At 38.2% G+C, this 22,140-nt stretch carries 23 protein-coding genes; 21 read left to right on the top strand and 2 right to left on the bottom strand.

Annotated elements, in window-relative coordinates; all coding sequences use genetic code 11:
- The first annotated feature begins 9 nt into the window (after positions 1-9).
- The 9 genes from gspF to ESZ36_RS03240 all read left to right on the top strand — a co-directional run bounded on the left by gspF (position 10) and on the right by ESZ36_RS03240 (position 7,420).
- Positions 10-1,251 carry a type II secretion system inner membrane protein GspF gene (gspF, locus tag ESZ36_RS03280; RefSeq protein WP_146783531.1) on the top strand — a complete coding sequence of 414 codons (1,242 nt, stop codon included), beginning with the start codon at positions 10-12 and terminating at the stop codon, positions 1,249-1,251.
- A gap of 56 nt (positions 1,252-1,307) precedes the next feature.
- Positions 1,308-1,739 (top strand): type II secretion system major pseudopilin GspG, encoded by a 432-nt coding sequence (gene gspG / locus ESZ36_RS03275; RefSeq protein ID WP_011045316.1) that lies wholly within the window; start codon positions 1,308-1,310, stop codon positions 1,737-1,739.
- A 130-nt stretch (positions 1,740-1,869) separates the two neighbouring features.
- Entirely contained in the window at positions 1,870-2,490 is a 621-nt protein-coding gene (gspH, locus tag ESZ36_RS03270) for a type II secretion system minor pseudopilin GspH (RefSeq protein WP_146783528.1), read from the top strand.
- On the top strand, positions 2,480-2,863 hold the full coding sequence (gene gspI, locus ESZ36_RS03265) for a type II secretion system minor pseudopilin GspI (protein ID WP_146784709.1): 384 nt from the start codon (positions 2,480-2,482) through the stop codon (positions 2,861-2,863). The genes gspH and gspI overlap by 11 nt, the downstream gene beginning before the upstream one ends.
- Positions 2,863-3,522, top strand: a complete 660-nt coding sequence (gene gspJ, locus ESZ36_RS03260; RefSeq protein ID WP_146783525.1) for a type II secretion system minor pseudopilin GspJ — start codon at positions 2,863-2,865, stop codon at positions 3,520-3,522. The genes gspI and gspJ overlap by 1 nt, the downstream gene beginning before the upstream one ends.
- A gap of 3 nt (positions 3,523-3,525) precedes the next feature.
- Positions 3,526-4,644 carry a type II secretion system minor pseudopilin GspK gene (gspK, locus tag ESZ36_RS03255; RefSeq protein ID WP_146783522.1) on the top strand — a complete coding sequence of 373 codons (1,119 nt, stop codon included), beginning with the start codon at positions 3,526-3,528 and terminating at the stop codon, positions 4,642-4,644.
- The gene (gene gspL / locus ESZ36_RS03250) at positions 4,644-5,996 is read left to right on the top strand and encodes a type II secretion system protein GspL (protein WP_146783519.1); all 1,353 of its coding nucleotides are present in this window, start codon (positions 4,644-4,646) and stop codon (positions 5,994-5,996) included. The genes gspK and gspL overlap by 1 nt, the downstream gene beginning before the upstream one ends.
- On the top strand, positions 5,996-6,466 hold the full coding sequence (gspM, locus tag ESZ36_RS03245; RefSeq protein ID WP_146783516.1) for a type II secretion system protein GspM: 471 nt from the start codon (positions 5,996-5,998) through the stop codon (positions 6,464-6,466). Before gspL ends, gspM begins: the two co-directional genes overlap by 1 nt.
- 198 nt (positions 6,467-6,664) lie before the next feature.
- Entirely contained in the window at positions 6,665-7,420 is a 756-nt protein-coding gene (locus ESZ36_RS03240) for a type II secretion system protein N (RefSeq protein ID WP_146783513.1), read from the top strand.
- A 73-nt stretch (positions 7,421-7,493) separates the two neighbouring features.
- Here the strand turns inward: ESZ36_RS03240 and ESZ36_RS03235 are convergent, their stop codons facing one another.
- Positions 7,494-8,441, bottom strand: coding sequence for a 1-aminocyclopropane-1-carboxylate deaminase/D-cysteine desulfhydrase (locus ESZ36_RS03235; protein ID WP_246128971.1), 948 nt, complete (start codon positions 8,439-8,441; stop codon positions 7,494-7,496).
- A gap of 270 nt (positions 8,442-8,711) precedes the next feature.
- Between ESZ36_RS03235 and ESZ36_RS03230 the strand changes: the two genes are divergently transcribed.
- The 12 genes from ESZ36_RS03230 to ESZ36_RS23045 all read left to right on the top strand — a co-directional run bounded on the left by ESZ36_RS03230 (position 8,712) and on the right by ESZ36_RS23045 (position 20,269).
- Positions 8,712-9,674, top strand: a complete 963-nt coding sequence (locus ESZ36_RS03230; RefSeq protein WP_146783506.1) for a hypothetical protein — start codon at positions 8,712-8,714, stop codon at positions 9,672-9,674.
- Entirely contained in the window at positions 9,671-10,273 is a 603-nt protein-coding gene (locus tag ESZ36_RS03225) for a PilN domain-containing protein (protein WP_146783503.1), read from the top strand. Before ESZ36_RS03230 ends, ESZ36_RS03225 begins: the two co-directional genes overlap by 4 nt.
- Positions 10,273-10,965 (top strand): hypothetical protein, encoded by a 693-nt coding sequence (locus ESZ36_RS03220; RefSeq protein ID WP_146783500.1) that lies wholly within the window; start codon positions 10,273-10,275, stop codon positions 10,963-10,965. Before ESZ36_RS03225 ends, ESZ36_RS03220 begins: the two co-directional genes overlap by 1 nt.
- Positions 10,958-11,332 carry a hypothetical protein gene (locus tag ESZ36_RS03215; RefSeq protein ID WP_146783497.1) on the top strand — a complete coding sequence of 125 codons (375 nt, stop codon included), beginning with the start codon at positions 10,958-10,960 and terminating at the stop codon, positions 11,330-11,332. The genes ESZ36_RS03220 and ESZ36_RS03215 overlap by 8 nt, the downstream gene beginning before the upstream one ends.
- Before the next feature lie 20 nt (positions 11,333-11,352).
- Positions 11,353-13,167 (top strand): pilus (MSHA type) biogenesis protein MshL, encoded by a 1,815-nt coding sequence (mshL, locus tag ESZ36_RS03210; RefSeq protein WP_246128970.1) that lies wholly within the window; start codon positions 11,353-11,355, stop codon positions 13,165-13,167.
- Positions 13,168-13,221: 54 nt separating this feature from the next.
- Positions 13,222-14,124, top strand: a complete 903-nt coding sequence (locus ESZ36_RS03205) for an ExeA family protein (protein WP_146783491.1) — start codon at positions 13,222-13,224, stop codon at positions 14,122-14,124.
- Positions 14,121-15,311 carry a tetratricopeptide repeat protein gene (locus ESZ36_RS03200; RefSeq protein ID WP_146783488.1) on the top strand — a complete coding sequence of 397 codons (1,191 nt, stop codon included), beginning with the start codon at positions 14,121-14,123 and terminating at the stop codon, positions 15,309-15,311. Before ESZ36_RS03205 ends, ESZ36_RS03200 begins: the two co-directional genes overlap by 4 nt.
- An 8-nt stretch (positions 15,312-15,319) precedes the next feature.
- Positions 15,320-17,032, top strand: coding sequence for a GspE/PulE family protein (locus ESZ36_RS03195; protein ID WP_146783485.1), 1,713 nt, complete (start codon positions 15,320-15,322; stop codon positions 17,030-17,032).
- Between the two features lie 53 nt (positions 17,033-17,085).
- Positions 17,086-18,312, top strand: coding sequence for a type II secretion system F family protein (locus ESZ36_RS03190; protein WP_146783482.1), 1,227 nt, complete (start codon positions 17,086-17,088; stop codon positions 18,310-18,312).
- A gap of 11 nt (positions 18,313-18,323) precedes the next feature.
- Positions 18,324-18,815: a hypothetical protein gene (locus ESZ36_RS03185; RefSeq protein ID WP_146783479.1), complete on the top strand. Its 492-nt coding sequence runs from the start codon at positions 18,324-18,326 to the stop codon at positions 18,813-18,815.
- Positions 18,816-19,051: 236 nt separating this feature from the next.
- On the top strand, positions 19,052-19,741 hold the full coding sequence (locus ESZ36_RS03180) for a type II secretion system protein (protein ID WP_146783476.1): 690 nt from the start codon (positions 19,052-19,054) through the stop codon (positions 19,739-19,741).
- A gap of 60 nt (positions 19,742-19,801) precedes the next feature.
- Complete coding sequence (locus ESZ36_RS23045) at positions 19,802-20,269, top strand: type II secretion system protein (RefSeq protein ID WP_146783473.1); 468 nt, start codon at positions 19,802-19,804, stop codon at positions 20,267-20,269.
- Positions 20,270-20,365: 96 nt separating this feature from the next.
- On the opposite strand, the gene ESZ36_RS03170 is transcribed toward ESZ36_RS23045, so the two are convergent.
- Complete coding sequence (locus ESZ36_RS03170; RefSeq protein ID WP_146783470.1) at positions 20,366-22,006, bottom strand: PglL family O-oligosaccharyltransferase; 1,641 nt, start codon at positions 22,004-22,006, stop codon at positions 20,366-20,368.
- Between the last annotated feature and the right edge of the window lie 134 nt (positions 22,007-22,140).

Raw genomic sequence — 22,140 nt, 5'->3', positions numbered from 1 at the left:
TAAGTAATTATGGCAGCATTTGAATACCAAGCGGTAGATAGTCGCGGTAAAAATAAAAAAGGCGTTATCGAAGGTGATACGGCTAGACAAGTGCGTGGTTTGTTGCGCGATCAAGGTTTAATGCCAACTTCTGTTACTGCAACATTAGCTGACAACAAAAAAACTAATGAAAAAAAGGGGTTGTCGGCTAGTTTTGGCCAAAGCGGCGGCGGTAAAGTTTCTGCAGCAGAGTTAGCGCTTATCACACGACAACTGGCCACCTTAAGTGAGTCAGGATTACCCTTAGAAGAGTCGTTAATGGCGGTTGCAGAGCAATGTGAAAAAAATCGCATTAAAAGTATGATCATGGGCGTTCGTACTAAAGTGACTGAAGGCTATGGTTTATCTGAAAGCATGGCGGAATATCCCAAAGTTTTTAATCGCTTATATAGAGCGATGGTTGCCGCTGGCGAAAAATCTGGTCATCTTGATAAAGTACTGAATCGCTTGGCTGATTATACCGAGAAGCGCCAACAGATGCGCTCGCAACTTATTCAGGCACTTGTTTACCCGATAATCATGACGGTTGTTGCTGTTGGCGTAATTGCTATTTTGCTAACAGCTGTAGTACCCAAAATTGTTGGGCAGTTTGAACACATGGGTGAGAATTTACCGGGTACTACCCAGTTTTTAATTGCTAGTAGTGATTTTCTTCGGGATTATGGCTTAGTACTGGTAATACTCTTTGCAGCAGTAGTATTGTTGTTTTCACAGCTATTGAAAAAACCCAAATTTGAAATGGCATTTCATCAGTATTTATTGCAGATACCTGGTATTGGTAAAGTAGCACGAGGAATTAACACTGCTCGCTTTGCCCGTACATTGAGCATATTAACGGCCAGTGCCGTACCCTTGTTAGAGAGTATGAAAATATCAGGTGAAGTACTTGATAACTTATATATTAAAAAACAAGTGAAAGCATCAACCGACAAAGTACGTGAAGGCGCTAGCTTACGTGTGTCATTGGAGCAAACTAAGTTGTTTCCACCCATGATGTTACACATGATTGCTAGTGGCGAAAAAAGTGGTCAATTAGAACATATGTTAGGTCGTGCGGCAGACAATCAAGATAGAGAATTCGACGCGTTAGTGAGTATTACATTAAAGGCATTTGAACCTGCATTGATGGTTTGTATGGCGGGAGTAGTGCTCTTTATTGTCATGGCCATTTTAGAACCAATTCTACAACTTAATAGCTTAGTGGGTGGCTAAAGTTTTCTCGGCAGCATAGCTGTCATCATATATTTATCAGACGTTAGGAAAGCAATATGAACATGAAAAAAGTACAAGGTTTCACTTTATTAGAAGTGATGGTGGTGATTGTTATTTTAGGTATTTTAGCCAGTATGGTTGTGCCTAATTTAATGGGTAGCCAAGAACGCGCTAATATGCAAAAAGCCATATCAGATGTTACTGCGCTAGAAACGTCTTTAAGTTTATATAAAATGGATAATTATGACTATCCTTCGACAGAGCAAGGTTTGGAAGCATTAGTAGATCAAACTGATATTGAGCCAGAGCCTCGTCGTTTTCCTGAAGATGGTTATATAAAACGTTTACCAAAAGATCCTTGGGGCAATGAGTATGTTTTATTGAATCCAGGTGAACAGGGTAAAATGGATGTCTTTTCAGTGGGTCCAGATGGTGAAGCCGGAACAGAAGATGACATAGGTAATTGGAACCTAGGCGACTTCCAATAAGTAATAGCTGATCTTATTGCTGTAAATCTAAATTTAGGCGTCAAAGGTACTCATTGACTAACGTCAACTCCGTGCAATTTCCTTTAAATTTACGCTTACAGCTTCAAGTTCAACCATCACTGATCATCCTATGAGATATTTATCGGAATTAACAATAAAACAACGCGGCTTTACCTTGATTGAGGTAATGGTGGTTGTAGTGCTGATTGGTCTTATGGCCAGTTTGGTGCAATTTAACTTTTCCGGCAATAACCCTGAGGATAAGTTAAAGCATGAGAGTGCTCGTTTTGCTGCTATTTTTGAGGTGGCTGCTGAGTATGGCATGCTCAATAATATTGAATTAGGGTTGATTGTTAAAAAAGATAGTTATCAGTTTGTTGGTTATGACGGTACAAAATGGGCAGAAATTCCAGAACAAGATTGGCAAGCCAATGTCACCGTACCAGAAGAAATAGAGCTCAGCATAGAGTTGGATGACTTACCTATTGAAGAGCCGATGCTTTTTGATGCTGATACTTTTAAAGAAAAAGATGAAGACGACTTCACTTTGCTTTCAAAAGAAGAGCGAGAGGAAAAAATAATCCCGCAAGTGTATATTCTCTCTGGCGGAGATCTCAGTCCTTTTAGTGTTACTTTCCGTTTAACACAAGAGCTGGCCTATATCGAAGATGCTGAAGATTTAGCTTATCGTGTGACGGGGTTATATAGTGTGCCATTAACTATTGAGGGGCCCGTGCTTGATGATAATTAACTCAACTAAGCAGCATGGATTTACCCTTATTGAAGTTATGTTGGCAATGGCTGTTTTTGCTATTGCTGGTGTAGCTCTTCTCGGTGTTGCCGATAATAATTATCGTCATATTAGTCATCTAGAAGAACAAATGTTTGCTACTTGGGTAGCATCGAACCAACTTGTTGAAGTGAGTTTAGATAAAACTTGGCCGCCAAAAAATAACCGTAAAGGCAAAGTTGAGATGGCGGGCAGAACCTGGTATTGGCAGCAAAAGGTTATTAAAACAGCGAATAAAGAGCTACGTGCCGTGAATATGCAGGTTCGATTAAATGAAGACGATGAGTTAGTCAGTGCTAGCTTAAAGACTTACCTCGCGCAGGATAAACCCTGATGAAGCAAGGTACTTACCAGACTAAAACCTTTGATAAATCTGCTCAGCAAGGTTTTACCTTGCTAGAAGTACTGATCGCAATTGCTATCTTTTCAGTGGTAAGTTTGGCCAGTTTTACTATTTTTGATACTGTTTTACGTGGTGATGAAAATTCAAAAGCTCGTAGTGAAAGACAAAATGAATTGCAACGTGCATTTTTATTGATGGAACGTGATTTTACTCAAATAGCAAAACGTACAATGCGTATTAATGGCGAAGCACCAAGTAGTCGTTTTTTACAAACCTCAGATGATAGTTTTTTAGCCGATGAGCAGGCTATTGCTTTTGTACGAAATGGTTGGACTAATCCAGGGCTATTGTTACCACGCGGTGATATGCAAAGCGTTGCCTATCGACTGGTTGATGAAACCCTAGAGCGTTTACATTATAATTTTGTTGATGCAGTGGTTGGACAGGAACCAAGAATAAGACCCTTAATTACGCAAGTAACTAGTTTGTCGTTTGAATTTTATGACGGCAGCAAGTGGCAAAAAGCATGGTCAGGAAAAACCCTGCCTCAAGCGATTGCCATTGAAATTGAAACGCTGGATTATGGTTTAATTCGTCGTCAGTTTTTAGTGGCAGGTGACCTTGCTGCTGATGATAAGAGCAAGACTTAGCTGATGGTTATTAAACTCATATCATGTAGCCGCAATAGAAAAGGCCAGCGAGGTGTTGCTTTAATTACCGTGATGCTTATTGTTGCTCTGGCATCCATTATTGCGGCGCAAATGACGACCCGTTTGCAAACACAGATGCAACGAAGCACCAATATTAGTTTTAACCAGCAAGCCTATTGGTATGCACTGGGCGCAGAGGCGTTTACTAAGAGAGTCTTAATTAAAGCGTTTAAAGATGAGCAGGATGTCACTCATTTGGAACAAATTTGGGCTGAAGAAGGGAGTAATTACCCTGTCGATTTTGGTGAAATAAGTGGTGAAATAAGTGATCTGCAAAGTTGCTTAAATTTAAATGCCTTACACCCCAAAGCAAAGACAAAATCTGAGTCTGTTGATAATGGAACAGGCAATGCTGCAGGCTCATCAACAGCTAAAAGTAAGACGAAAAGCACAACAGCTTCATCAAATAATTCAGGCAGCCGTTCAGGTAGTAATAAACAGCTGCCAGCAGCAACTGTATTAGAAGGGCTTATCGTCAACTTAAATATTGAAGGTATTGGCAATTTTGAAGCTGAAGCTATGGTGAATGCATTAACCGATTGGTTAGACAGTAATGATGTGATAACGGGTTCAGGTGGTGCAGAAGATAATGACTATGCATCACGTGAGTTTCCATATCTTGCAGCGAATAGTTATTTAGGTAGTGTTAATGAATTAAGATTAATTGAGCACTTTACCCCTGCCGTTATTTTAGCGTTGACGCCCTATGTATGTGTACTACCCCAAAATGCTCAGCACTTAATAAATATCAATACACTTGATGCAGAGAAGCCTGAATTATTGCAGGCTTTGCTTGATTCAAGCTTAGAAGATGCGCAAGAAATACTCAGTGCTCGTGACAGTTCAGGTTATGACGATTTGGCAGATTTCTATAAGCTGCCTGAATTAACAAAGGTTAAGATGGAAAAGTGGCAAAAAGCACAGTTTGTTATTGATAGTGAGTTTTTTAAATTAAAAGCCAGTGCTCGTTTTAATAATAGCTATTTTTCTATGAGCTCAATAATGAAAGTTAGTGATACACAACAAATTCAAGTAATTAGTCGTACTATAGGGCGTAACTAGTGACAGAAACATTATTTATCCGTCTAGGAAGTCAAGCACACGATACCGTTCATTGGTTAGTGGTGACTGAAACTAGCAGCAATACGCAGGAAATTATCGCCAGTGGTGAGCTAAAAGGAGCTCAACAGCTCAGTGAACTTAACAGTAAAGCTGATAAGCGACAGGTGAAAATATTGGTGCCTGGCTGTGATGTACTTTTAAAATCGTTAAAAGTTCCAGCAAAATCTTCCAGAGCAATGCGCTTAGCAACCCCGTATATGTTAGAAGATAACTTAGCAGAAGAAGTTGAACAGCTATTTTTTGCTTATGCTGATTTAGCGAGTGATGAACAGGGAAATAATTGTTTTACCGCTATTGTTGCTCATAATCAGATGCAACTATGGTTATCATGGTTGGCGGATGCGGACATTGAAACTGACACTATTTTGCCTGATGTATTGGCTATGCCAATTACTGCCGGAGGATGGAGTGCAATTGCGCTTGGTGATACTAATCAAGAGCAAGTGATTGTTCGTCAAAAACTTTGGCAGGGCTTTGCTGTAGACGCCAATGCATGGCAATTACAATGTCAGATTTCTGCTAAGCAATCCGAGAGTACAGAGGATACTGAGCAGCCTCATAGTATCCTTATAGAGGCTTATTCTCCATTAGCTCATAGTGAACAATGTAATGTCAGCACAATGCCTGAAGAATTACCTTTAGCGCTTATGGCGACGAATTATGGCAGTAAATTAAGTCACTTTAATTTACTGCAAGGCCAATATAAGATTAAAGAAAATCGTAGTCATACTGGGCGACAATGGTTATGGGTTGCAGGCGTTGCGATGTTTGCTCTCTTGCTTAATTTAGGTCATAAAAGTGCGCAACTATGGCAGCTAAATGCAGAGCAAGAAAAGGTTAAACACAATATTGTCACCAGTTATAAAAAAGCCTTTCCAAAAACAAAACGAGTACGGATTTCAACAATAAAATCCCAATTGAACAGAGAGCTAGCCTTACTTGGTGGAGTTGGTGATAGACAAGGGTTTTTAGCTATGCTTGCTAAGTTACAACCAGCCTTTGCTAAAGTGCCCGCATTAAAACCAGAGTCATTAAAGTTTGATGGTAAGCGACAAGAATTACGTATTCAAGCAACAGCGAAAGATTATCAGGCTTTTGAACAGTTTAGTATTGCGTTAGCGACAGCCGATTTGCTTGTTAAGCAAGGTTCGCAAAGCAATCAAGGAGATCAAGTCACGGGCTCTTTTAGCATTACTAATAAAGGAAGCAATAAAAGAACGAATAAAAGGTCAAATAACAAAAAAGGGTCGGCCAAGCAACGAAGTAATACCAGTAATAAGGAAGCATCATAATGAAAGCATGGTGGCAACAATTAAACAGTAGAGAGCAGCGTCTTGTTGCAGTGATGGCTCTGGTTTTTAGTATATTTATTTTTTATAGCGCGATATGGCAGCCGATAAATAATAGTTTAACTGAGGCTAACAAAAAGTTAGCAAAGCAGCAGGAGTTGTTAACTTGGGTACAAGAAAATACCGCCTTGTATCAGCAAGCTAAGCGTTCAGGTGGTAAATCAAAGCTTAGTGGTAGTATTTCAAGTGTTGCAAATCGAAGTGCAAAAACTTATAAATTAACCATTACACGTATGCAGCCTCAAGGGGATGACTTACAGGTATGGATAGATAGTACACCTTTTACCCAATTGCTTTTTTGGCTGGAGCATTTAGCTAATAATGAAGGTTTGCAAGTGAAAGCCATTGATTTAACTCGAGGTGATAGTGCTGGTGAAGTTAAAGTACGACGCTTGCACTTAACAAAAACATAATAGCTATTATATCTATACCCGTTCCACATGAAGATGCATGATTCAGCTGGAATTAGAAACGTTTTTAGGCAAGGCATTGATTGAAAAGAACAGTCATTCTATTGTCGAAATCAATAAAGCAGTATAAAGCGTTTATATAACGTAATGGCAACAACTTAGCTTGGCCAATAACAGCTAAAGCAAAAACTGAGAGTTTTCATGAAGAAGTGGTTTGCCTTTACGGCAATTTTTTTAAGTAGCTATATCGCATTTTTAGTCGCAAATACTCCGCTAGCGTTGGTAATTAATAATATTCAATTGCCTAAGAATATAGTACTGCAAGGTGTTTCAGGATCCATTTGGCAAGGTGAAGTTGTAAGAGTAACGATAAATAACAATACTATTGAAAAAGTAAAAACAACGGTGAGTTTTTGGTCACTGTTTAGCCTTTCTCCAAGCATTCAAGTTACATTTGGTGATGCCATGTTGTCAGGTCCTGAAGGAAAACTTAATCTGAATGTTTCTTCTGAGCAGTTTGCTTTAACTGAGGTAGAACTCTTTATATCAGCTAATGATATTGCAAAGCAATTACCATTACCTATTCCTCTTAGTGCTCAAGGAAATGTTGAGTTGTTTTTATCAGAGGTAATTATAGTCACGGGTAATCAATTGTCATGTTCAAAAGCAGAAGGCGATGTTTCATGGTCGCGTGCTGGTGTGGTTGCTTTAGAACAAAATATTAAACTGGGTAAGTTTGCCGCTGAGATAAGTTGCGATGCAGGTAATTTGTTAGCCAAGGTATCTCCTAAGAATAACTTAGGTTTGAGTTTTGATGGCGTTTTAGCCTTAGCAACTCAAAAAGTATCAGGGAAAGGGTATTTGAAACCCGGTGCTAAGTTTCCTTCGCAACTCAGATCAGCCTTGTCTTTTCTTGGCCGACCAGATAACCAAGGTCGCTATTTACTAAGGTTTTAATCTTTAGTTTTATCTGGAGTTTTATCTGGAGTTTTATAGCAATATATAGGTCGTTACTAAAGTTAGTAAAGGTTTATGCATTGCTAACCTTGAGTAATGGCGGCCAGTCTTTGGCATCTAACCTATCTTGTTCTATCATGCCGCCCAGTCCTTGTAATCCACCGGTGTGCAATAAAACAATGCGTTCTTGCGGCTGAAAATAGCCTTGCGTTATTAAATCAAGCAAAGCTAATACCATTTTACCTGAATATACCGGTTCAAAGCATACGCCGGTTTGCTGGTTGAATGCTATGATTCGTTTGACATCATCCTCGCTGAACTTGCCATAACCACCACGATGAAAGTCGGTTAATAACTGCCAGTTATCATGTTTATTAGCTTCATGGGTAAGTAAGTGCTTAATGTCATTAACTAAATATTCCGCTTGTTTTAATACCGCAATCCCCAAAATTTTATGCTGTTTCTGGTTGGCGACAGTATCTCCTGAGATTAGACCTGCTAGTGTGCCACCACTGCCTACTGGAGTGATTAAAGTATCGAAGTCTGCTTGGCTATTTAATTCGGTCAAAATCTCTGCTACGCCTGGAATAGCAAGGGAATTACTACCACCTTCAGGAATAACAAAGTAATTAGGGTAAATAGTTTTTAGTTCATCGATAAAGCTTGTCTCAAAACGGCGACGATATGTTTTTCTATCGACAAAGTGACATTGCATGCCCCAATGCCTGGCCCAACTCAATGTAAAGTTATTCGCATAGTTTGCTTCCCCTCTAATAACGCCAATGCAGGGGATGTTTTGCTGCTTACATGCGTAAGCAAAAGCATGAATATGATTTGAGTAACTACCACCAAAAGTTAGTGCACCTTGGTAATCGCTAGTTTTAAGCTGCTCTAGGTTGTATTTTAGTTTGCGCCATTTATTGCCTGATATGATGTTATGGAGTAAATCATCACGCTTTACTCGAACATCAAGGTTATATCTATCAAAGAGAGGGTGTTCTAATTTTTGCAATATAGACAATGGCTTATGCATGATTTTTTAGTAATAAATTAATTGATAACAAGGTTGAAGACTATTGTAAACGATATAGCACCTTAACTTGGCTTTTCTTCTCGTCATTATTTTAGTAGAAAATACTTATTAAACTAACATTCACCAATAATCCATAATATCCTGCGTAGGATAAATGACTAATAAACTTAGTTAATCGTCATTAGTAATGCTTGCCCTTCATATGTAACAAAGGGTAGTATTGCTAATAATTTTAGCTTTGAGCGATATTGCCGATAAATGTCATTTTTAACGAAAATTAGCCAACTTTTTTCAAAAAATAATTCAAATCAGCGTCTTGGTATTGCTTTTCAGCATCAGGGTGTCTCCTTGTGCTCAATTCCCCAACAAAAATCCGATAATGCGATTGATGAAAGTACGGCAGCTAAAGTTATCTTTGAGCGCGAAAAAGCTAACTCTGCTAATTTTTCCAGTGCCATTCAAAAACTGCATAGCAATTGTGAGCTTGAAGGAGATGCTTGCTTAGTACTTAATGAAGCGCAATCTCAAATAGTGCAAATAGACAAACCGAGCTTACCTGACAGTGAAATGAACAGTGCATTGAAATGGCAAATTAAAGACTTGGTTAGTATTTCACCTAATAATATGGTGTTAGATTATTATGATGCGCCACTACTTGCAGGCGGCAAAGAAAAAATCAATGTCGTTTGTGCATCATTAGATGAACTAAAAAAATTAGTGGAAGCTACAGAACAAGGTACAGTGAAGGTAAGTGCAATCACTACCCAAGAATTTGCTTTCGCTAATTTATTAGCACCGCAAAATGATGCAAATTTATTGGTTTGCCAGCAGCCCAATGAAGAAATTGTTCTATTAATTATTAAACAGAAAAAAATATTCTTCCACCGTCGTTTACGTGGGTTTGCACAAATTGGCAATAAATCAGCAGAAGAATTATCTTTTTCCGTTATTGATGATATCGGCCTAGAAATTCAACGGTCTACCGATTACTTTGAACGTCAGTTAAAACAAGCACCGATAAAAGCAATTAAGGTGCTGCTACCAATTGAATTAGAAAATTTATTTATTGAAAAGTTAGCAGAGAATTCAATTGTACCCGTGAGCTTACTAGAATTACCTCGCCCGTATCATCAACATAGAGAATTCGCTGCGGCTATTGGCGCTAGTTTAGATAATATCCCTTACGATAAAGAAGAAGTGGTAACTGGGGTAAATTCATGACAACTAAGAATAATATTAATTTATTACAAGCTGAGCTTTTCCCTGAAAAACCATTGTTAACACTGCCAAGAGTCGTAGGTGTCTGGCTTGGGTTGTTATCACTTATGTTGATTTGGGTCGTTGTGACTGAACTAAATTACAGCCAGTCAGCAGCAACATATGATGGTTTGTTAAAAGAGCAACAGCAAAAACAAAAACTTGCTAAGCAGTTAGAATCACAATTGAAAAATAGGCAGATATCTCCAGCATTGAAAAGAGATCTCGATACAATAAAGTTGGTGATGCAGCATAAAGATGCATTATTAAATAAGCTTACTGACTCAAATGAGACCTTTGCAGGCGGCTTTGTCATGGCAATGAATGACTTGTCTGCTATGCACCATAAAGATATTAGGTTACAAACTATTAGCATTGATGCTAATAACATGAGTTTTACTGGACTAGCCCGAACACCTCAGGCAGTACCTGCATGGTTAGCTGGTTTTAAGCAATCTCGATTGTTATCAGGCAAGGCATTTATCCAGTTTAAACTTGCTAAAAATGAGCAGGATATAACCGAGTTTGTTGTTAGTTCCTTACCAGCAGGGGATCAAGGCTAATGAAACAGCAATGGAAAAGCTATAGCGATAAATTCCTTCAACTGACAAGCCGAGAGCAATTTTTACTGCTGCTCACAGGGGTAGTGGCAATATTTTTTATTATTTCATCTTTGTTTATTGATGATAAAAGTGCCGAAATAATCACATTTGATAAACAAAGCCGAACGATAACCTCAGCTAATCAGACTCTTAACTTCTCTATAAAAGAATATCAAACAGCATTACAGCAAGATCCCAACGTAAATACGGTTAAACAGATTGCTCAGCTTGAAACTAAACTAGCCAACATTGATAAACAGTTAGTACTTTTAACGACAGATTTAATTAGCCCTAGCCAAATGCGTGAAGCTTTACTTAAATTGCTTGAATTAGAGCCAGGTGTATCGTTACTTTCTTTTGAATTAATAGGCGCAGAGCCTTTATTAAATCTAAACGACGATCAAACGAACGCTGATGCAGAAGAGCATGCTCCAGCGGCGGAACAACTTGGTTTAAACTTATACAAACATGGTATTAAGATTAAATTGTCGGGTAAATATTTTCAATTACGTAATTACTTACAACAACTTGAGCAGTTATCATGGAAGTTTTTTTGGCAAAACTTTAGGTTCGAAGTCAAAGAATATCCACGTAGTGAAGTCGACATAACTATTTATAGCTTAGGATTGAATAAGGAGTTTATCGGTGTTTAAAACTCACTTTAATTCATTGTTAGCTACCAGCTTAGTTGCGGTGGTAATAGTATTAGCCTCGTCGGCAAGCTTCGCTGCCGATGTTGACCCTACCCGTCCATTTGGTGCTAGTGGTTCTGGCAGCAATAACCAGTTAAAGCCGGATGCTGGCTTTGTATTGAGTTCAATTATTCACGGTGATGGTATACATACAGCGGTTATTAATGGCAAAATTTATAAAATGTTTGACTATGTTGGTGAGTATCGCATCACCGCAATTAACAGTCATAGCGTGATCTTACGTAGCGAATCCAAACGATTAAAGATTAACATTTTTAAAAGTAAAGGTTTTAAAAGTAACATCGTAGAAGATACGGTAGCTAACTAATGATAAAAACAAGTCCCCCTATGAAAAAACTAAAATTAAACATTGCTTTGTCAGCGCTATTCTTTGCCTTAGTAGGCTGTCAATCAGTGCCTAATGATGCTGTTGATTTAAAAGAAGATTTAGATGCGGCGATAAAAGAAACTAAACGTTTAAATGGACCGAAAGCGTTAACGCAAGTGCCAAATTCAGTACAGCAAGAGCTAATGTTAAACAACATGGATCAGGCTAAGCAGGGCATGTTGGCTGAAAAACGCTTGGAGGTCTCTGCGACAGAAGTTGATGCAAAAGACTTTTTTCAAGCTATTGTTAGAGGCTCACGTTATAACGTAGTTATTCACCCAGATGTAACTGGTCAAATATCTTTAAGCTTGAATAATGTTACGTTATCAGAGGCATTAACTGTTGTTGAAGATGTATATGGTTATGAAATTATTCGCCGAGGCAATATTGTCAAAGTTTTCCCTCCTGGCATACGTACTGAGACGATTGCGTTAAATTACTTATTTCTAAAACGTTTTGGTTCATCTAGTACTACCATCAATTCTGGTGGCGTTTCTGAAAACGATCCTAACAGTGGTAATAGTAGTAACGGCAATAGTAGTAACGGTAATAACAGTAATAGTAATAATGGTGGGAATAACAGCCAAAATGGTAATAATGGCTCAAGTAACCAAAATAGCGGTATCAACTTATATACCGAAAATGAGTCTAATTTCTGGGATGAGTTGAAAGAATCATTAACCGCTTTCGTTGGTACCGGGGAAGGTCGTTCGGTGATTGTTTCACCACAAGCAGGTTTAGTGACTGTGCGTGCATTACCTCAAGAACTTACCGCGGTTAAGAAGTTTATAGCAGCTACTGAAAGTCATTTGCATCGCCAAGTAATTATTGAAGCAAAAATAATGGAAGTGACCCTTAATGATGATTTTCAACAGGGGATTAAGTGGAACAAAGTGCTTGATCAAGTAGGTAGTGCTGACATTGTTTACTCAACCACAGGTAATGTTGTAGGTAATGTTATTTCAAATACCATTGGCGGTGTTAATACCATGGCGTTTAGTAAACAAACCAGTGGTAGTGATTTTTCAGGTGTTATTGAACTTTTACAAACACAAGGTAATGTTCAGGTACTTTCAAGCCCACGAATTACCGCCACTAATAACCAAAAAGCGGTTATTAAAGTAGGTGAGGATGAGTATTTTGTTACTGAAGTTTCTAGCACGACAACGACAGGCACTTCAACAACGACAACACCAGAGGTTGAATTAACCCCATTTTTCTCAGGCATCGCATTAGACGTCACACCACAAATTAGTAAAGACGGCAGTGTTATCTTACATGTTCATCCTTCCGTGACTATTACTGAAGAGCAAAACAAAACTATTCAAATTGGTAGCGAACTACTGATATTGCCTCTTGCACAAAGTAGCGTTCGAGAATCAGATACCATTATCCGTGCTAATTCAGGTGAAGTAGTCGTTATTGGTGGTTTAATTGAAACCTATAATATTGATATAGAATCTAAAACACCGATATTAGGTGATATCCCTTATCTTGGTGAATTATTTAAGAACAAGTCGCAAAAGTCACAAAAACGTGAATTAGTTATCATGCTAAAACCTATTGTTGTTGGCCAAGATACTTGGAAAAACCAATTACAAGATGCACGAAGCTTGTTAACAAAATGGTTTCCAGAAGAGATCGAAGCATGTGAGTTATCAGATGAGGGTAAACTAACACAAGAGTGCCAAACTCAATGTGCGAATGCAGAATATGCAACAGAACATGATGTTTGCCAAGTGGCTGAACAAAATGCAGCTGGCAATGGCGAATAAGCGTAAGGCTTTTTTGTTTTACTTAGCTTAGTTAGTTCACTGAGTCGATTTTCTATGTACTTATATCATTTTGGCTTAGGCGAGTTACCTTTTACCTTAACCCCTAATACAAACTTTTATCTGCCAATGGCTATGCATGATGAAGCGTTAGCGGTGCTATCAACAGCACTGCAAACAGGGGAAGGGTTCATTAAAGTTGTTGGTGAAGTAGGTACGGGTAAGACCTTATTGTGTCGTAAACTGCTTAATGAAATACCTGATCACTTTGTTACGGCGTACATCCCAAATCCTTATCTAAATCCTGATGAATTAAGGCGAGCTGTTGCTGTAGAACTTGGCGTTAAACAAGCACAACGCATGTCAGTTCAATTACTTACTCAGCGCATTCAAACACGTTTGTTAGAGTTACATAGTCAGGGACATTCGGTAGTGTTGATACTTGATGAAGCACAGGCACTGCCCGAAGATAGCTTAGAAGCATTAAGACTGTTTACTAATTTAGAGACAGAAACACGTAAGTTATTACAAGTAGTGTTGTTTGCACAGCCAGAGCTTGATGTACGTTTAGCCAAAACAGAATTTAGACAATTGAGACAACGTATTACTTTTGCTTATAAATTAAGACCAATGAATGCACTGGAAGTACAGCAATATATTCAACATAGATTACAAGTAGCCGGGTATAAAGGAGCAGAGCTTTTTCCTGTAAGGATATGCCAAAATATCGCTCGCGTTAGCAAAGGTGTTCCACGGTTAGTCAATGTTTTGTGCCACAAAATGCTGATGCTTGCTTATGGTCAAGGACATTACAAAATGACGATAAAATTACTTAAAGCCGCAGTAAAGGATACTGAAAGTATCGAACAAAGCTCAAAAATAAGCTTGTTGGCTTTTTCACTTTTAGGAGGAGTAAGCGTTTTGTTGCTAGCTTATTATGTCTGGGTGGCTAAGTTATGAGTGTTATCAATCAGATGTTGAAGGATCTCGAACAACGCAGTCCTGAGTCTAATGCCCTCTCTACACAGTCAGGCAATACCCCTGTTGTCCAATCACCAATTAAAATTGCTGTTGTTACCGGTATTTGTGTATTAACTGTCTGTTTTATTAGTTTTTATATTTGGCAATTAATTAGTGAAAATAACGCTTTAAAAGCTGAACAGATAACTAATCGTGCTACTGTAATTGAAAGTGTTTCAGCAAAAAATAACCAAGTAAATACGTTCAATAAAATAAACAGCAACGAAAATAAAGCTCACAATACACCAATAAACGTACAAGTCTCCAAAGTTGATGTTCAACAAAAAAGAGTGCCGGTAAATGGCCAAAGCATTGAATCAAGTGATGTAAAATTATTGTCGAATAATCGTGCTGAGGCAGCTACAGAAGCAATAGCGGCAAAGCCTTTGGTAAATAATAGCGATAGCCAAGTAACGCCAGCAAAAAAAGCTGACGTTATAGCCGATACTCATAGTCATTCGGGGGATAGCTCAGGCCATAGCCATGACGTTGTTGATATCGTCAAATCTAAACCTGAGCCAAAAGTAAATAGAATGTCGGTATCACGACGTCAATTGTCGGCGGATGAGCTAGCAGAACAAAAATTAACCCTCGCTGAAAAAGCATTAGCGGCTAAGCAAATCGAGAAGGCTGAAAAACTACTAGAAGATGTGGTCATTATCAGGCCAAGTGATAGTCAAACGCGTAAAAAGTTGGCTGCTTTATGGTTTGGCCGACAAGCTTATCAAGATGCCGTGAATTTGTTATCCCAAGGCATTGCCATAGATGGTAAAGACAGCAGCTTACGTCAAATGAAAGCACGCATTCATTTGAAGCAAGGACAATTCAAGGCGGCGTTGAATACGTTAAAGCCTCTTGCTCAATTAAAAGATGAGCAATACCAAGTCATGCTGGCAAATACCGCACAGCAAGCTCAAGAAAATAAAATAGCCGTTGATGCGTATAAAATGTTAATAGTGATGAAACCGGATATAGGCCGTTGGCCATTAGGTTTAGCTGTTTTGTACGATAAAAATAGCCAGTTTGAGTTGGCCAGTATGGCCTATAAAAAAGCATTAACAAAAAATGATTTATCAGTTTCTTCAGAAAACTTTGTAAAACAACGCTTACAAGTAATAGGACAGTAGGACAGATTATGGCAGCTCCCAAATTAAATATGCGTTTAGGTGACTTATTGGTTGATAAAGATATCATTTCCAATGATCAACTCATGCAAGCGTTATCTAGTCAAAAGCAAACGGGTCGTAAACTCGGTGATACCTTAATTGAGCTAAATTACTTATCTGAAAGACAGTTATTAGAGTTTTTGGCACAGCAGCTACATGTGCCATTTATGGATATTTCTCAATATAAAATATTACCTGCTGTTGCCAGCTTACTGCCAGAAGTTCATGCTAGGCGCTTAAGAGCTCTTATTATCGAAGATAGAGGCGCTTCAGTATTATTAGGGATGAGTGATCCTGCTGATTTAAGTGGCTTAGATCAGTTAGAGCGAATGTTATCGCCTAAACGTATTGAGCTTGCGGTAGTGATGGAGTCTCAGATTTTTGATGCTTTCGATAGTTTATACCGTCGTACGGCTGAGATTGAGTCTTTTGCTAGTCAACTAGAAGAAGAATATGAAGAATCATCTAGTTTTGACCTTGCAACCACCTTTCTTGATGAAGGTGGTGATGCTACCGTAGGTAAGTTATTGCAATCAGTATTTGAAGATGCAGTGCAAATGCGCGCTTCAGATATTCATATTGAACCAGAAGAACATCAGTTACGTATTCGTCAACGTATCGATGGTGTCTTACAAGAAAAAATCCTCAAAGAAAATAAAATAGCTTCTGCCATGGTGTTACGTCTTAAATTGATGGCGGGTCTTGATATTTCAGAAAAGCGTATTCCACAAGATGGTCGTTTCAATTTAGATATTAGTGGTCATAACATTGATGTTCGTATGTCTACTATGCCTGTTCAATATGGCGAATCAGTTGTAATGCGATTATTGGACCAATCTGCGGGTCTGTTATCACTAGAGCAAACAGGGATGCCGGCAGATATTGTTAAACGAATACGTTTACAAATTCATCGCCCACATGGAATGGTTTTGGTTACAGGGCCAACAGGTAGTGGTAAAACTACGACATTATATGCTGCTTTAAGTGAACTAAATGAAGCCAGTAAAAAAATCATCACAGTGGAAGATCCTGTTGAGTATCGCTTACCTCGAATTAATCAAGTACAGATTAATACTAAGATTAATTTGACTTTTTCTAGCGTTTTACGAACAGCACTTCGTCAAGATCCAGACATTATGATGGTTGGTGAAATGCGTGATCAAGAAACGGTTGAAATTGGCTTGCGAGGTGCAATTACTGGTCATCTAGTTTTATCTACATTGCATACCAACGATGCTATCACAAGTGCTTTACGCTTGATTGATATGGGCGCCGCTGGATTTTTAGTGGGCAGTGCACTGCGCGCTGTGATAGCTCAACGACTTGTCCGGAGAGTTTGTGACTCATGTGCTATTGAATATCAAGCGGATGAACAAGAACTATTTTGGCTGACGAATTTAGCTGGCGAGCGGGCGAAAAGCACTCAATTTATGCAAGGTAAAGGTTGCCAAACCTGCCACTATTCCGGCTATAAAGGTCGAATTGGTGTTTTTGAAATACTTGAAATGAATGAAGGCATGATGGCTGCTTTAAAGCGTAATGATAGTGAATTATTTGCTAAACTATCTAAAGAAAACCCCAGTTTCACACCACTAGCAAAAGCAGCGTTCGATTACGCGGCAACAGGTGTTACTACGGTCGAAGAAGTATTACGTTTAGTTGAAACTATTGATATTAATTAATCAGCTAAATAGACATTTAAGCAAGTAACGTATGTTAGAGCATCGAGAGTTTTATGGCGTCATTTAAATATACAGGGCGAAATGCCAACGGTAGCCAAGTAAAAGACAGCATCGATGCTGCCAATGTAGATGTTGCCGCAGAAAAATTATTTAAAAAGGGTATTACTCCTATTTCTATTACCGCATCGAAAACAGGTGGTAATGCTGCGAGTACTGACGTCTTTGAGTTACTCAATAATGGACGAGTTTCATTAGAAGAGTTGATCGTCTTTTGTCGACAGATGTATGCATTAATGCGTTCAGGTGTACCTATATTGCGGGCGATTAATGGCATGGTTGAATCGGCGAATTCAACCTCACTCAAAAAGGCATTAACGGATATAGGAAAGCAACTTGAAGGTGGTTATACCTTTTCTTCAGCACTAAATAATCATCCTAAAATTTTCGACCACCTTTTTGTTTCATTAGTCCACGTGGGCGAAAATACTGGTCAATTAGATCAGGCTTTTTTAAAGCTAACCACTTATCTTGAGCGTGAATTAGATACCCGTAAACGTATTAAAGCGGCATTGCGCTACCCTAGCATGGTACTCATTGCGATTTCGGCAGCCCTGGTTATTCTAAATATTTTTGTAATTCCAACGTTTGCAGATATGTTCACTCGTTTAGGGGCTGAGTTACCACCGGCCACGCGATTTATTATTGCTAGTTCAAACTTATTTATAAATTATTGGCACCTCATGTTACTTGGCATTTTTGTGCTTTTAATTATGATTAAAGAGTCGCTAAAAACGAAGAAAGGGCGATACCAGTGGGATAGACGTAAGATAAAAATACCCATAATCGGTAGCATTATCGAACGCTCAATATTAGCGCGTTTCTCTCATAGTTTTGCCATCGTGTTAAAAGCAGGCGTACCCATGACCACCGGGTTAACATTAGTGGCTGAGGCCGTTGATAATAGTTACATGCAGGAAAAGATCTCTTCCATGCGTCAAGGTATTGAAAGTGGTGAAAGCCTATTACGTTCTGCTGTAGCCAGTGCCTTATTTACCCCTTTAGTATTACAAATGGTGGCTGTAGGTGAAGAAACAGGCCGAGTTGATGAATTACTCACCGAGGTGGGTGATTACTATGAAAGAGAAGTTGATTATGACTTGGCAACGCTAACGGCTAGAATTGAGCCGCTACTCTTAGTTGTAGTTGCAGCTATGGTACTGGTGTTAGCACTGGGTATTTTTACACCTATGTGGGATATGGCCTCGGCTATGCAAGGTTAGCAGAAAGACTTATGGAAAAAACACCTAACTATTCTGAGAAAAAGCAACGTTCCATTATTGAATTTTTAGTCGTTGTCGTGATAATTGCTATAATGATGAAGCTGTTAATCGATGTTTTTTTCAGCCAGCAAGCAAAGATAACGAATACCGCCTTTGTCGGCTTAGCACAAAGCTTTACTAGTAAAGTTAACGTGATACACGGGCAATGGCTGATGGATAAACAACCCAGTACAGTGGTGCTGAATAGATTAGATAGCAAAGTAAAAGAATTTATTCACGTTAACAATATGGGCTGGGTTGATAACGAACATGCTAGCTTGGCTTGCCATCAAATTTGGCAGCAAACATTAGCCATGCCATTACACGTGGTAAAATCAAAAGTAATAGCAATCGAAATTAAGAATAAAGCTATTAAAAACGGGCGTTTATGTCGTTATAGTATTGCTAATGGGCAATCTTTTGATTATCGTAGTGATACAGGTAAAGTAAAACAGGTAAATTAAAACAGGTAAAGTAAAACAGGTAAATTAATTTACATCGTACATAAGTAATGTTTGTACCTGTCAAAATAATAATTTTTTGCGTTAGTACAAGTAATTACGTTTATTCTACGTTGAAATATGGATAGCTCTGAATCATAATGTTAATATTCACGGCTAGATCAGTTTAATATTTGAATTTGAAACCTACACGTAGAATGATGAAGTTAAAGTGTAGGTTTATATAACAAGGTTATCTCATGATACAAAGCAATATTCACAGCCGCATTGTTCGAAATAGTAATGACCAAGCAAAGGTTCACACAACTAAGCAAGCTGGTTTTACCTTAATTGAGCTGGTAATTGTAGTCGTAATTTTAGGCTTTTTGGCGGCAACTGCTATTCCTAAATTTGTCGATTTAACTGAACAAGCTAAACAGGCAAATATAGAAGGTATGGCAGGCGGCTTTGCCACTGGCGTGTCATTAGCTCGTGCTCAATGGGAAGTCGAAGCTCGTCCAAAAGATACCGCTGGTATTAATATGGTTAATTATGACGGAACTATCGTATATTTAACCAGTGAAGATCGCACTACCTCTCCAACCATTAGCCCAGGTTATATTACTGGCACTAATAGTGGTTCAGGTATAAACGGTAAGACTATGGCTATTGCTGACTGTATCAGTGTATGGAATAGTTTATTACAACAACCGCCGTTACTTGCCAGTAGCGTTACTGATATTAATGATGATGGTAGTTTTCGATATTTAGCCAATGTTTCTGGCAGTGGCTCTTCTACTTTGTGTCATTATCACTTAAAAGAAACATTAGCACGTGACAGTGATGGGGTTTACATTGCACCATCACCCTTAACAGGTGTTGGTAATAGCTTTACTTATCAGCCTGCCAATAGCTCTGTAATTATTTATATAAATGTTAAACAACCGTAAAATTGACTAAAATATTTAAATCTAATCAAATTTAATTCGTTCGTAAATTGAGGAAGAAGTATGAAAAATAGTATGAATGTAAAAGCAAGCCAAAAAGGTTTTACCTTAATTGAATTGGTCGTAGTGATCGTTATACTGGGTATTTTAGCGGTAACAGCTGCACCAAAATTTATTGATCTAACTGGTGATGCTAAATCTTCTGTGGTACAGGCGGTTAAAGGCTCACTTAACTCCGCTGCAGATATGGCGCATGCTAAAGCGTTAATTGAAGGTACTGTTGATGGCGATTTAAGTATTGCAGGTCAAAATATTACGTTTAAATTTTCATATCCTGATGCAGCTTCGATCGATTTACTGATGGATATTGATACATCATCTAGTGATGCAGATTTTGATTTGGTTGAAACTGGTCCTGTAACATATAGTTATAAAGGTGTTACTGATCCTACTAAGTGCCAAGCAGTTTATAATATAGCTACAGATAAAAATGTTAAACCAGTGATAACAAGTAATACATACGACTGTTAATTGTTAGCTATCTATAGTTAAGTAATTTTAAGCCGAGCTAAGCTCGGCTTTTTTATGTTTATTACTTTTCCCCGAGTTAGCGCTATATTTTTAGCGCTATTTATCTGCAGATAAAATACTATCTTGCCAGTTAGTTTCTTGTGGGTAGGTGCGCTTGGCTTCTGAGAGTAATAGTTGATATTCCTTTTCTTCATTTAATTCTCTCAAGACTAGTAAACTGTTTCTGTACAGACTGGGTCTAGGTTTATGCTTTATCCGTTTGAGTGACCAAGATAGATAGCTTTTTAGTTTATGGACATCTTGCGTGTTTAGGCCATTAATAAGGATGTGGGCATATACTGCAGCATCCAAACGGCTCTGCCATGCTATTGGATTTATAATATCGTTTAATCGTTCTAAAGATTGTAAGTCGCTGGTATTCTTCTCAAGTTCAACCATAATATTGGCGGTATGCAGGGAAGTTAATAGAAAGGGAACAAAAATAGCTGGAATGAACAGCGCAAAAAACCGTATTAAAAAGGTTTGTGGACAAGTGATAAAGTTAAACTCTTTATTTTCAGCTAGTGCATATATATCGACCAGCCAAAGCATAATCAAAAATACTAACCAATGGCTCACTGAGCTATAAAAAGGAAATTCTAATTGGTTATGCAAAAGTATCGGGAATATTAAGGCTAATAGTGCTAGGCCTTGTATCTTGGGGGGGGTAAGCCAAGTAGTGATATACCCAATAGTTAAAAAAATAAAGGCGAATAAAGCTACAATACCGCCTTCAACCACCCAGAAAAGTACTTCATTGTGTGGGTGAGATAGACGGGTAATGGTATTGCCTATTTCAGGGTGTTTGATAGCATACTTATTGAAGTGATCTATGAAGCTACGTTCAAAACCACCATAGCCGTAGCCAAGTAGTGGTTTTTCTTTGAACATATCAATACTCACGGTATAGAAAGTAAAACGAATACTAATATTTCTTTTATTATTCTCCTCATCGCGAATGGGAGTGTTAGAGTTATTTAAGCATATGATCGAACTGAGTATTGCTAGTGTAATGATGACGAAGTTAATAGCTAATTTTTTTTTATTTATTTGGTAAAGATAAGGTGTAATAAGTACTATCACAACAATTGCAGCAACAAAACCAGTGCGAGACTGCAATAAAACAAGTAAAAAAGAACTAACAAAAAGGCTAATAATAATAAGGAATTTAATAGCTAATGTATTTTTAAATAGTTTCTTCTGGACTGAAAGAAACAAAGCAATAGCCAAACCGGTAGCCATAAAACTCGCCATAACATTGGGCTGTAAAAACACCCCGTGCGGACGACTAATACCAATTCTGTATCCGCCCCAGTCACCTTCTTCGAGTAGAAAAAATTGAACTAAGCCAAAACATGCTTCAATAACTACTGCTAAAAGGATTACAACAAGTAATTGTAATGCCTCTAGCCTAGAAAGATTAAATTGATAAAGAGAAAAGAGAAAAAGAAAACCGCCTACTAGGGCAAGTACCCGTGGAATGGCATGATCGGTAAATTCAAAATTGTAAAAAATCGGTACGATTAAACAAAAGCAACCCAGCGCCAACCAAAGCAGCATTTTACTATAGTAAATTTTCTTATTAAGGGTAATTTGCCATAGGCCCAGAGCAATGAGTATAGAAGTAATTAACCAAGCAATAACATTGTAAGAAAGATATAAACCGACACCACCAGGTGTATCTAAAATAATGTGCATTCCAACAAGAAAATATAGGACAAGGAAAAATTTAAAATAAGGGTATAAAGTCAAAATGGGTACTGGCAGTAAAATGCGATGATTGAGTATACAATCTATAGCTAAAGTGTTGTAAGATATTAGATATATTTTTT

This window comes from Colwellia demingiae (assembly GCF_007954275.1).
GTDB classification, from domain to species: Bacteria; Pseudomonadota; Gammaproteobacteria; order Enterobacterales; family Alteromonadaceae; genus Colwellia; species Colwellia demingiae.
Note: the sequence above shows the minus strand (reverse complement) of the source record. Positions and strands in the feature narration are given on the sequence as shown.